Annotated in this window: 11 protein-coding genes; 1 reads left to right on the top strand and 10 read right to left on the bottom strand. The window is 35.3% G+C overall.

The annotated features are described in order from the left end of the window. Positions 1 to 9 precede the first annotated feature (9 nt). From prfB to Q2T76_RS03575, 7 genes are all read right to left on the bottom strand, one after another. Positions 10 to 1,126 (bottom strand): peptide chain release factor 2 gene (prfB, locus tag Q2T76_RS03545; RefSeq protein WP_302084141.1). Its coding sequence is split into 2 segments (ribosomal slippage): positions 10 to 1,053 and positions 1,055 to 1,126, totalling 1,116 coding nucleotides; the frame shifts between segments, so codons are not numbered across the junction. 47 nt (positions 1,127 to 1,173) lie between these two features. Beyond that, positions 1,174 to 3,537 (bottom strand): preprotein translocase subunit SecA, encoded by a 2,364-nt coding sequence (gene secA, locus Q2T76_RS03550; RefSeq protein WP_302084142.1) that lies wholly within the window; start codon positions 3,535 to 3,537, stop codon positions 1,174 to 1,176. Positions 3,538 to 3,744: 207 nt separating this feature from the next. Beyond that, entirely contained in the window at positions 3,745 to 5,004 is a 1,260-nt protein-coding gene (locus Q2T76_RS03555) for a leucine-rich repeat domain-containing protein (protein ID WP_302084143.1), read from the bottom strand. Continuing rightward, on the bottom strand, positions 4,946 to 5,170 hold the full coding sequence (locus Q2T76_RS03560) for an internalin N-terminal domain-containing protein (RefSeq protein ID WP_302084144.1): 225 nt from the start codon (positions 5,168 to 5,170) through the stop codon (positions 4,946 to 4,948). Before Q2T76_RS03560 ends, Q2T76_RS03555 begins: the two co-directional genes overlap by 59 nt. Before the next feature lie 180 nt (positions 5,171 to 5,350). Continuing rightward, the gene (gene raiA, locus Q2T76_RS03565; protein WP_302084145.1) at positions 5,351 to 5,905 is read right to left on the bottom strand and encodes a ribosome-associated translation inhibitor RaiA; all 555 of its coding nucleotides are present in this window, start codon (positions 5,903 to 5,905) and stop codon (positions 5,351 to 5,353) included. A 91-nt stretch (positions 5,906 to 5,996) separates the two neighbouring features. Further along, positions 5,997 to 6,665 (bottom strand): ComF family protein, encoded by a 669-nt coding sequence (locus tag Q2T76_RS03570; protein WP_302084146.1) that lies wholly within the window; start codon positions 6,663 to 6,665, stop codon positions 5,997 to 5,999. After that, a complete protein-coding gene (locus Q2T76_RS03575) occupies positions 6,662 to 7,918 on the bottom strand; it encodes a helicase-related protein (protein WP_302084147.1) in 1,257 nt (418 codons plus the stop codon). The genes Q2T76_RS03570 and Q2T76_RS03575 overlap by 4 nt, the downstream gene beginning before the upstream one ends. 28 nt (positions 7,919 to 7,946) lie before the next feature. Here Q2T76_RS03575 and Q2T76_RS03580 point away from each other — a divergent pair, with 28 nt between their 5' ends. Then, on the top strand, positions 7,947 to 8,576 hold the full coding sequence (locus tag Q2T76_RS03580; RefSeq protein WP_302084148.1) for a YigZ family protein: 630 nt from the start codon (positions 7,947 to 7,949) through the stop codon (positions 8,574 to 8,576). A gap of 6 nt (positions 8,577 to 8,582) precedes the next feature. On the opposite strand, the gene Q2T76_RS03585 is transcribed toward Q2T76_RS03580, so the two are convergent. The 3 genes from Q2T76_RS03585 to recA form a co-directional block, all read right to left on the bottom strand. Then, entirely contained in the window at positions 8,583 to 9,692 is a 1,110-nt protein-coding gene (locus Q2T76_RS03585) for a glycosyltransferase family 4 protein (protein ID WP_302084149.1), read from the bottom strand. A gap of 106 nt (positions 9,693 to 9,798) precedes the next feature. Then, positions 9,799 to 11,364 carry a ribonuclease Y gene (gene rny / locus Q2T76_RS03590; protein WP_302084150.1) on the bottom strand — a complete coding sequence of 522 codons (1,566 nt, stop codon included), beginning with the start codon at positions 11,362 to 11,364 and terminating at the stop codon, positions 9,799 to 9,801. A gap of 158 nt (positions 11,365 to 11,522) precedes the next feature. Next, the gene (gene recA / locus Q2T76_RS03595) at positions 11,523 to 12,578 is read right to left on the bottom strand and encodes a recombinase RecA (RefSeq protein ID WP_302084151.1); all 1,056 of its coding nucleotides are present in this window, start codon (positions 12,576 to 12,578) and stop codon (positions 11,523 to 11,525) included. Between the last annotated feature and the right edge of the window lie 22 nt (positions 12,579 to 12,600).

Genomic DNA, 12,600 nt, shown 5'->3' on the forward strand with positions numbered 1-12,600 from the left:
ACTAACCTTCTAATCAGGATTATTTAACTGCAACTGCCATTGTAGATAGGCATTAATAAACTCATCTAAATCACCATCTAAAACAGCTTGACCATTTCCTGTTTCATAATTTGTTCGATGATCTTTAACCATTGTATATGGATGAAAGACATAGGAACGAATTTGTGAACCCCAACCTATCTCTAATTGTTCGCCTTTGAGTTCAGCATTTTTTTGAGCTTGCTCTTCTAATTCTTTTTGATAGAGTTTTGCTTTTAACATATTCATGGCTGTTTCTCTATTTTGTAACTGTGATCTTTGAGCTTGAGAACTTGTCACAAAACCTGTGGGTAAATGAGTAATTCTTACCGCTGATGAGGTTTTATTAATATGTTGTCCACCAGCACCTGATGAACGAAAAACATCAATCCGTAAGTCATCGGGATTAATTTCTACCTCAATAGAGGAATCAATTTCTGGCATTACCTCAACTGAAGCAAATGAAGTATGTCTTCTTCCCGCAGAATCAAATGGTGAAATTCTTACTAGTCGATGAACTCCATGCTCTGAACGTAGTAATCCGTAAGCGTTGTTGCCTTTAATCATCATTATGACACTTTTGATGCCCGCTTCATCTCCATCTTGGTAATCTTCAACCTCGATTGAAAAGCCATGATGTTCGGCCCAACGTTGATACATTCGATAGAGCATTGAACCCCAATCTTGTGATTCGGTTCCACCGGCTCCGGGGTGTATTTCTAAAATAGCATTATTACTATCATACGGTCCATTAAGTAGCATCTGAGTTTCATAAGAATTCATTTGTTGAGTAACACTTTCGATTTGGTCACTCATTTCATCCATCAAAGTCTCATCAGGTTCTTCTTTGAGTAACTCTAGTGAAACCTTGAGATCCTCAATTTCATTGGATAGTTTTTGGAAATTATCATATTTTTCTTTTAATTGATTATTTTCATCAATTACTACCTGAGCTTTTTGATTATCATTCCAAAAGTCATCCTCTGCCATCAAGTTTTCATTTTGAGCAATGGTTTCTTCTAAGGCATCTAAGTCAAAGAGACCCCCTAAAGTCAGCTAACTTATGATCCATCTCTTGAATAATTTTATTTAATTCACTAAGTTCCATTATTTAATCTCCTTGTGTAAAAAAAAGCAGGCCAGTGGCCTGTTTTTTTAACGAGTAATGTTTTGTCTGATTTCGGCCTTCATAAATAATCTAGTGACATCAAAATCAATATCAGAAACCATTTCTTCAAACATTCTGTATCCTTCTTCTTGATATTCAACAAGCGGATTCAATTGACCATAACCACGTAACCCAATTGATTGTCTCAATTGATCCATGGCATCAATATGATTAGTCCAATGATCATCAACTACTCTTAAGACAACAACTTTTTCAAACTCTAGCATTTGAGCATCATCATCAAGAATTTCTTCTTTTTCGGTGTAGTTTTCTTTAACCAAATTCATCAAGAATTCACTGATTTCTTCGGTTTTCTTACCTTGAAGATCATCCATTGAAATCTTTTCATCACTAACCATTGAGGAAACAGCAAAGTCATAAATTGCTTTAAGATCCCAATCATTTTCATTACCTTGAGTATGAACTGAAACTTGATTGTTAATAGTTCTTTCAATCATTGGCATTAAGACTGCTTTAAGATCTTTATCTTCTTGAATAACTTGCATTCTTTCCTTATAGATAACTTCACGTTGTTCACGCATAACATCATCATATTGCAAGGTATTCTTACGTGTATCGTAGTTATTACCTTCGACACGTTTTTGGGCACTTTCAACTTGACGAGAAATCATACGACTTTGAATAACCGCATCATCATCTTCAACTTGGAATCTTTCAAGAACTTTCTTAACTCTTTCAGATCCAAAGCGCTTCATCAAGTCATCTTCTAGAGAAAGATAGAATTGTGTATGACCAGGATCACCTTGACGTCCAGAACGTCCACGTAATTGGTTATCAATACGACGTGATTCATGACGTTCAGTACCAATAACTGCCAAACCACCAACTTCACGAACTCCAGGTCCTAATTTAATATCAGTACCACGACCCGCCATATTGGTAGCAATTGTAACAGCTCCGTGTTGACCAGCGTTCATAACGATATCAGCTTCTTTAGCATGGTTCTTAGCATTTAAGACCGCATGAGGAATCTTTTCACGATCAAGCATTCTTGATAAACGTTCTGATGATTCAACCGCCACGGTACCAACCAAAATTGGTTGACCTTTTTTGTGACGTTCACGAATATCTTCTACAACCGCATTGAACTTACTATCAAGTGTTGGGTAAAGAAGGTCTGATTCATCTTCACGAATAATTGGCATGTTAGTTGGAATTGACACAACTTCCATGTTATAGATTTCACGGAATTCTTCTTCCTCAGTCTTAGCTGTACCAGTCATACCAGCAAGCTTGTCGTACATTCTAAAGAAGTTTTGGTAAGTAATATTAGCCATTGTTTGAGTTTCATCTTGGATCTCAACGCCTTCTTTGGCTTCGATTGCTTGATGAAGACCATCTGAGTAACGACGACCTTCCATAACACGACCAGTAAATTGGTCAACAATCATAACTTCACCGTTTTGGATCACATAGTCAATGTCCAAGAGCATGATGTAATTAGCTCTTAAAGCTTGATCCAAGTGATGGTTCAAGACAGTGTTATCAATGTCATAAAGGTTATCAAGTCCAAAATTTTCTTCGGCTTTTTTAATACCATTTTCAGTTAAACTAATAGTTTTTGTAGGCCAATCAATTTTGTAATCTTCAGTTTCTTCCAAAGATTTAGCAAAACGATCAGTTCTGATATAAAGAGCAGTGGATTTTTCGGCTTGTCCAGAAATAATCAATGGAGTTCTAGCTTCATCAATCAAAATGGAGTCAACTTCATCGACAATCGCATAATGAAGTGGACGTTGAACCATTTGTTCTTTATAAACGACCATGTTATCACGTAAGTAATCAAATCCTAACTCACTGTTTGTTGAGTAAGTAATATCTGCTTGATATGCTTCACGTTTTTGATCTGAGTCTAGAGCATTAACATTAAGACCAACAGTTAGTCCTAACCAGTTATATAGCTCACCCATTTCACGAGCATCACGAGAGGAAAGATATTCGTTAACTGTTACAACGTGAACACCTTTTCCTTCTAGTGCGTTCAAATAAACCGGCAAAGTCGCAGTAAGTGTCTTACCTTCACCAGTCTTCATTTCAGCAATATTACCTTCATGTAAAGTAATCGCCCCAATAACTTGCACTCTAAATGGGAAAAGTCCTAGAACTCTTCTAGCCCCTTCTCTAGCAGTTGCAAATGCTTCTGGCAAAATATCATCTAGCGTTTCCCCATCAGCTAATCTTTGTTTGAACTCAGGAGTCTTAGCCTGTAATTCTTCGTCACTTAATTTTTTATATTCGTCTTCATAGCTGAGGACTTTATCAGCTATCTTGCCCATGCGCTTAACTTCACGCGCATCACTCTCGACCCATTTTCTTAAAGGATTTGCCATATTTTAATAAATCGCTCCTATATATACGTTTATTATACAAAGTATCTATGTAATTTTATCATTTTAACACCACAAATTAAATATATATCGTCTTTTTTTTACTTTATTCCAAAAAAATTCATAAATAAGTAGTATTAACTTACTAAATTTCTTGAGCAAATAAAAAAACAGGAGTAGTGATTACTCCTATTTCTTATTTCATATTAATTAAATTCTTTTGCGATTTAGAACGTAAGCACCAGTAATTAATGCCCCTAATCCTAGAGCTGTTAACACAACAGAACTTGTATTTTCAGCACCAGTTTGAGGAAGTTTCTTAGCAGTAGCTGTTTTCACAACTTCTTTAACTTTTGGATCAGTTGGTTTAGCAACAGCAGCTGTTTTCCATTTAGCGTAAAGTGTAATGTTACCTGCAGTACTATAAGTTGTCATCTTACCTGATAATGTTTCAGGACTATCAGGAACAACGTCGGTAGCTGAAGCAGGTTTTGTTAGAGCTTCATCGTAGAACCACCCAACAAATTCATTACCAGCTTTTTTAGGAGTTGGTAAGGTTCCAAATGTATCACCAGCGTATACTTGCATATCTGGTAGTGTTTCGCCACCATTAGTAACAAATGTAATTGCAGTAGGTCTTACTACTGGCACTGATACAGTTGCTGTGAACGGAAATACTTTTCCATTTTTCTCAAAAGTAGTCCGAACTGAATATTCAACCACTTCATCTTCGTCAGTTAATGTTGGCCAAGAAATAGAATTAGTTGCTGCATCATATGTTCCTTCGTCGGTAATATCTATAGGAGTCAAAGGTTCTCCGCCATATCCAATTACAGCATTTGTAACTGATTGAATTGGTTTGTTATTAGCATCGACTCTTAACTCTCCAACTTCATCCCAAATATCGTGTAATTGTAATGTAGCCAAAGCATTAAATCCATCAGCAAAAACTGATAAATCTAACACACGTGAATATCTTAAGTTTAAGAAAGATAGTTTTGGAAGGTCTTTTAAAGCTGAGATATCTTTCGGACCACCTTCACCATTAACTACATGTAAAGTTTCCAAATTAACCAAATTCTTCAATGGAGTTACATCAGTAACTTGAGTATCAAACAAGACAAGATCAGTTAGTGCCGTTAGATTTGCCAAAGGAGTCAAATCTGAAACACTTGTATAACTTGCACGTAAAGTCTGTAAGTTAGTTAATTGAGAAATTGGTGCTAATGATGTCAAATTATAATTTTGCTCCACTTGTAAATAAGTAAGTTTCTTCAAATTAGAAACTGGAGTTAAATCTGTGAAATCATTTCCTCCCAATGATAAGGATTCAACATTATTCAAATGCTCTAACCCTTGCAAATCAGAAATTTCAGCAGAACTAGCTATCAAGTTAGTGATACTATCTAATTCAGCTTGGGTAACTGTAGCCTCTATTGAAGCCTTGCCCAAATTTTTTTTTGATTGCATTTGCTAAATTTGGATCAGGAAAAATATCTTTAATTGCAGTTGGTGCTGTAATATTTGTAGTTACTTTGCTCGCATTGACTGTACTTTCGTGGATATTAGCGGTATTGCTTAATACCAAGAAAGGAATAATCAGAGCTGCCATAACAATAATTTTTATCTTTTTCATTCATTCTCCTCCAATAATAAAACGATAAAAATACATTATTTTTTGTTAAATAAAATAATAATAATTTTATTAACTTACATAAGTATACATTATAATAATTATAATGTATACCGTTTTCAAAACTTTTTGGCACCTCTCTCGAGCACAAAAAAAGACCTTCTAATCAGAAGGTCTTTTTAATTATTCAGCTGTTTCAATTAGAGCAAATTTGCCATCGTTTCGTTTATAAACAATGCTGATGCCGTTGGTCTCTGAATCTTCAAAAATAAAGAAATCATGTTCCAACATATTCATTTGCAAAATTGCTTCTTCCACATCCATTGGTTTCAATGCGACATGTTTGGTTCTTACAACTTTTAATTCTGTATCTTTTTCTTCCGCTTCGTCTTCTACTTCAGCATCCAAGACTTCAAAATCTTTTAGTCCTTTTTCACGAGATTTACGATTAATTTTAGTTTTATATTTTCTAACTTGTCTCTCAAGTTTATCAACAACTAAGTCAATCCCCGCATATAGATCATCGTTCAACTCTTCAGCCCTTAGAACTAAGTAAGGCAATGGAATCGTTACTTCAACCTTTGTTTTAGAGTTAGGATATACTTTCAAGTTAACATGAGCTGTAGGTTCTGAACTAGCATCAAAATACTTATTCATCCTATCCAACTTCTTAATCACGTAACTTCTGATAGCCTCTGTTACTTCAATATTTTCACCACGAACATTAATTCTTAACATAAAAATCTCTCCTTCCACAAAGGAATTTTAAAAGGTATTAACCTTTATTTAATTATATAATTGCAAACGTTTTTACACAATTAATATCCCTCTATCTTGCCAAAGAAAATGTTTCAATCTGACAATTCTTGTTCTGTTTCAAGATGGCGGACCTTGCTAAATTTAGCGTTCTCCCAGTTGTATAAATATCATTGACAATCAAAATTTTTTGATAATTATTTAAGTTTTTTGTCACCGCAAACTTTTGAGGTGTTTGCAATCTTTGTAGACGATTCTTCTGAGCTTGCGGGCCAGTGTCATGAATGACTTCCAAAACACTTTGAAGTGGCAGCTGTGAAAATAACACTTGAACAGGATTGAATTTACGCGTTCTCAAATGCTCTGCAGTAGATGGAATATAAGTAATCAAATCATATTTTTTAAAATATTTTGTATATCTAATTTGGGTCGCAAATACTTCTGCTAGTTGATAGTCACCTTTTCTTTTATAGCTGCGAAAGTAATCATGCATTGCCTGATTGTATTGGTATAATGCCGTATGCTTCACAAACATATGAAAATGCTTCTTCCAACATTGGCAATCTTCGCAAACATTCTTATCAGTTGTCTTACCACAATATCGACAACTCTTTTTTCCAATCGGTTCAAATTTTGAAAAACAAAATTCACATACTGATTCACTCATGGGTTTTAAGTTAATAAACAATTCAAATAATGATGGATTATCAGTTATTGCTTGGTGACAGAGAAGACATTTCATGATAACTTTTCTCCCAATTTATTTAATGACTTTATCTCTTGAATTGCGTGACGAATTTGACAATTGTAATTGCGATAATAAAAAATAACTTGGTTATCAAAATGCTCCTTTTGTCGACCTGCTCTCCCGGCAATTTGAATTAGCACTTCTTTCGAAAAGTTTTTGTGGTCGGCATTATAAACTAGCACATCTACATTATTAAAGGTCACTCCTCGTTCTAAAATAGTTGTCGTTAATAGTGCAAATATCTTCTCAGCGCGAAATCTCTCAACAATTTCTAAGCGTTGCCGATCTTCGGAACTGACACATTCGAAATTCAACTTCCAATTGATTTTGGCGGCAAATTCTTTCATGGCAATAATACTAGGAAAGAACAATAAGAATCTTTGCTGCTTCTTTTGTAGTAATTTCATCTGTTTAAAAATTGTAGCCTGATTGAAACACATTTTACTTTTCGGAACTGGCAATGGCTGCCCGTGAAATCTTAGTGGTAAATAATAAATCTTTTCAACTTTTCTCAAAAACTGTTTTGGTGGTGTTGCCGAAAGATAAATCATTCTACCTTGTGGTTTAAGAGCCTTGTTAATTATTTTTTCCAGCCAAGCGTTGCCAAATAGTGGATATGAATCAACCTCATCAACGATAATGACGTCAAAGGCTTTTTCAAACTTTAGCAGTTGGTGTACCGTCGCTATGGTTAGTTGAGTGGCAATAAGTCGGTCCTCTTTTTGTCCGTGCATTAAACTGATATCAAGAGTAAATGCTTCCTTGAAACGCGGATAGAGCTCCTCACAAACATCGATTCTCGGCGAAACAATAATAATTCTCTGTCCAGATTTTAATAACTTATTGATTGTTTGGAATAAAATTTCGGTTTTTCCGGCACCCGTTACTGCCCATAATAAATGCTTCTGATATTCAAAAATGCTATTCGATAATTCATTGGAGACTTTCTGTTGCAAGGTACTTAGCTGTCCTTGCCAATTTAAATAGTTACTTTGCTTTGAAAAGTTAACCTCCCCAGTGAATTTAATTAATTTATCTTCCTCATCGATTCTTCCAAAGTTTAGACAACTGCGACAATATATTTTTCCTTTTACTTCACTAAATTCCTTTCCTAAGCAGCGATTACACTGGTGCTTTTCAATTGCTGGCACAATCTGATATTCACAATTTCTCACAAGATACTTTTCGGTATTAGCATTTAGAACCATCACTCTGTTAGCTAGATTAGATATGTTAAAATCAGTCATAGACTAAATTACGCAAGAGGTTAATTAAGTGACTGAATATTTAACCATCAAAGAAAACTCTATTTCGAATTTAGAAATCAAAAAATCGAAGTTCATCACCAATTTGATAAAGATTAATTCTGAAGCTGAAGCCAGTGAACAATTAGAGTTGATAAAAAAAGAACACTATAAAGCTAATCATAGTTGTAGTGCTTATATCCTTGGTGAACGAAGTGACATCCGACATTCTAGCGATAATGGTGAGCCTAGTGGGACCGCAGGGGCACCAATGTTAAACGTTTTATCCGAAAACCAACTGACTAATACTTTAGCTGTCGTTACTCGATATTTTGGCGGGATTAAACTGGGTACTGGCGGATTGATTCGGGCATATACTAATAGCGTCGTCGAAGCACTCAAAGAAAATCAAATCGTCCGAGTTATTTTGATTCAAGAGCTGCACATTACTCTTCCCTATAATTTACTAGATAATCTAAAATATGATCTAAACTACGAAATCAGTGACATTAATTACTCTGATCAAATTCAAATGACAATTTTAGTGCCAATTGATGAAGTCAAGGTTGTTGAGCAACACCTGCAAGATAAATTCAATAATCATCTACAATTCAATTCTGGCAAAATTAAAACAGCTGAAGTTCCAATCAAAAAAGACTGACAATTGTCAGTCTTTTTCATCATTATTTTCATTGTCATTTTTTTCTAATTTACCAATTAAATTTTTCAAAGAATTTAATAATGGTTGGCGATTATCACCAATTAATCCGATTGACTCAACAAACATTTCCAGGCCAATCAGTACACAAATCGTCAGGATAACACTACCCCAGAGAGAAGATAGTGGATATAGTAAAGCGATGAATGAGAACACTAAAGTTATTCCATAAATCACCAAAACTGTTTGACGATGTGATAATCCTAATTGCATCAAGCGATGGTGCAAGTGATGCTTATCAGCTTGAGAAATTGGTTTTTTATTCAAAATTCGACGTAACATTGCATAGATTGTATCGGTAATTGGAACACCCATGATAATTACAGGAATAAGTACACTGATGAACGTTACATTCTTTAGACCCTTCAAAGAGAAGAATGCCAACATAAATCCAATAAATAGCGCTCCAGTATCTCCTAGGAAAATCTTAGCTGGATGAAAGTTATGTGGCAAGAAGCCTAATAATGAAGCAGCTAAAGCAAAAATCCAAATAGAAACATAGGCGTTTCCAACGTTTAAGAAGAAGTAACCCACGATTCCCATGGTGAACAAACTAATGATCGAAACTCCCGTAGCCAATCCATCCAGACCGTCGATTAAGTTAACCGCATTGGTAATTGCCAAAATCCAAATAATAGTAATTGGGAAACTTAGCCAACCAAATTCAATATGCCCGAAAAATGGTAACTCGAGAAAGTCCATTCGCACGCCGGCCAAAAAGTAAATAATTAAAGCAGCTACGAAAATTCCCAACATTTTTTGTCGAGGTTTTAATTCACGAATATCATCAATCATTCCGGTTAGAATTACCACACATTGGGCTAAGAAAACACTGAATAATTCATGGGTAGGAATTTGTGCTCTAAGTAAAACAAAAGTCGAGAAAGTTAGAGCTAGAAAAATTGCCAAGCCACCCATTGTTGGCATAGGAACTTTATTAACTCTTCTAGCGTTGGGATTATCTACTGCGCCCAATACAAAAGCTAATTTTCTTACAAAAGGTGTCAAAACTGCTGCGATAATCATCGTCACAAACAGCTTAACAATAATACTAAACATGCTTTTCCCAACTTTCATTTCGATTCGTTATTTTTATTATACAAATAACGAATATATTTACAATAATACTTAAGCTTACTTAAAATAAAAAAGCCTTGCGGCTTTTTTATTTTGCGTATTCAATTTTTCGAGTTTCTCGAATAACTGTTACCTTAATATGTCCTGGATATTCTAATTCATTTTCAATTTGATTCTTAATATCGCGAGATAATATTGCTGCTTCATCATCAGATAATGCTTCTGGTTTAACCATAATTCTAACTTCTCGACCAGCTTGAATTGCATAAGTATGATCAACACCTTCGTGATTGTTAGCAATTTCTTCAAGCTTTTCAAGTCGATGAATATAATTTTCCATCGATTCTGATCTAGCTCCTGGTCGTGCTGCAGAAATTGCATCCGCTGCAGCTACCAAGGTAGCAATAATCGATGTTGGTTCAGTGTCGCCATGATGAGAAGCAATTGTATTAATAACAACTTGGGATTCTTTGTATTTGGTAGTCAACTCGACACCAATTTCCACATGTGAACCTTCAACCTCACGGTCAATGGCTTTCCCAATATCATGTAATAACCCGGCTCTCTTAGCTAATGTTTCATCCTCGTTTAATTCTGCGGCCATAAGACCTGAAAGTTTTGCAACTTCAATGGAATGGTTCAAAACGTTTTGACCATAACTAGTTCTGAAATTCATACGCCCAATAATCTTAATTAGATCAGGATGCATATTATGAATTCCTAAACTATAAATTGCTTGCTCACCTAATTCACGGATTCTTTCATCCATTTCTTGACGAGCCTTGTCGACCATTTCTTCAATTCTTGTTGGATGAATTCTTCCATCTTGAATTAATCGGTCTAAAGCAATTCTAGCAATTTCACGTCTAATTGGATCATACCCACTAAGTACAACGACTTCAGGGGTATCATCAATAATTAAATCAATTCCAGTTAAACTTTCAAAGGAGCGAATATTTCGACCTTCTTTTCCAATAATTCTTCCCTTCATGTCATCGTTAGGAAGCGTTACAGTCGTCACAGTCGTCTCAGTAACAATATCAGCAGCACTTCTTTGAATTGCTTCGACTACTAAGTTCTTAGCAACCTTATTGGCATCCTGTTGTGCGGCTTGTTGGCTTTCTTTGATATATTCAGCCTTCTCATGCGTTAGTTCTTCATTAAGTCCATTAAGAATTTCATCTTGAGCTTCTTGTTTGGTCAGCTCACCAATTCTATAAAGTTCTTCTTGTTGTTTAGTAATAGTTGAGGATAAATCTTCTTTTTGTTGTTCAATTGTTTTTTGTTGGATCGTTACATCGTTTTCTCTCTGCTCTAAACTGTTTTCGCGCTTATCTAAAGTTGAATCTTTTCTGTCGAGAACTTCTTCACGTTGAAGCAAACGTTCTTCTTGTTTTTGAACGTCTTTTCTTCTCTCTTTGAGATCCGATTCTTGTTGCTCACGATATTTGTGAGCTTCTTCTTTAGCTTCTAATAAAACTTCTTTTTTCGTTGTTGAAGCTTCTTTTTGTGCGTCTTTAATTATTTGTTCAGCAGAAGTACGAGCATTCGATAGTTTCTTATCGTAACTTTTTTTACAAATTACGTATCCAATTACACAACCAACTAGCAAAAATATTAGCACGATTACGAGGTTTACGGGATTTGATAACATTTCCGTTCCTCCGTACATTTAATTTTTTGTAGTAAAATTTTTAATATTTTGTTTTTTAAAGATTATACGTACAGTGTTAATAATATTATTAAAGAAAACAATAGTCAATAATATTCGACCACACAAAAAGAGAAAGGTTGCCCTTTCTCTTTAAAAAATTATTCTTCTGTTGAAGTTTCTTCAGCTTCTGTCTCATCTGCTTCATCAGCAGGTTCCGCTTTTTTGTCCATCTCATAAGCATCACGAACTTTGTCGTAAATTTCTTTGAATAATTCCGGACGTTCTTCAATATATGTTTTAGCGTTTTCACGACCTTGACCAATTCGCTCATCATTGTATGAATACCAAGCACCGGCCTTGTCGACAATATCTTTTTCGGCGGCCATATCAATTAATTCCCCAGATTGTGAAATACCTTTACCATACATAATATCAATCAAAGCCACTTTGAATGGTGGGGCAACTTTATTCTTAACCACTTTTACCTTAACACGGTTACCAATAACGTCTGTACCTTCTTTGATCTGTTCAGCTCTTCTAACTTCTAAACGAACGGTTGAATAGAATTTCAATGCCCGTCCACCAGGAGTTGTTTCTGGATTACCAAACATAATTCCGACTTTTTCACGAATTTGATTAATGAACAAGGCAATTGTCTTGGTTTTGTTGATTGAACCAGAAAGTTTTCTTAGAGCTTGTGACATTAAACGGGCTTGCAAACCAACGTGTGCATCACCCATTTCACCTTCAATTTCAGCTCTTGGTACTAAGGCAGCAACAGAATCCACTACCACGATATCAACAGCACCACTTGAAACTAGCGCGTCGGCAATTTCTAATCCCTGTTCACCAGTATCAGGTTGAGATAAAAGAAGGTCATCAATATTAACACCTAATGCGGTAGCATATGCAGGATCCATCGCATTTTCAGCATCAATATAAGCGGCTGTTCCACCATCTTTTTGGACTTGAGCAACGGCTTGAAGAGCAACTGTTGTTTTACCAGAACTTTCAGGACCATAGATTTCAACGATTCTTCCACGAGGAAATCCACCAACACCCAAAGCATTGTCAATTGCTAATGAACCAGAAGAAATTGTTTGTATTTGTGTACTAACATTGTCTCCCATTCTCATAATAGCGCCTTTACCAAAATTCTTTTCAATTCTTTTAAGTGCTGCATCTAAGGCAGCTTTTCTTTCGTCTTGAACCAATATGTGGTCCTCCTTTTACTAT

Origin of the sequence: Lactobacillus sp. YT155, from assembly GCF_030504545.1 — a bacterium.
In the GTDB taxonomy this organism is placed as follows: Bacteria; Bacillota; Bacilli; order Lactobacillales; family Lactobacillaceae; genus BQUT01.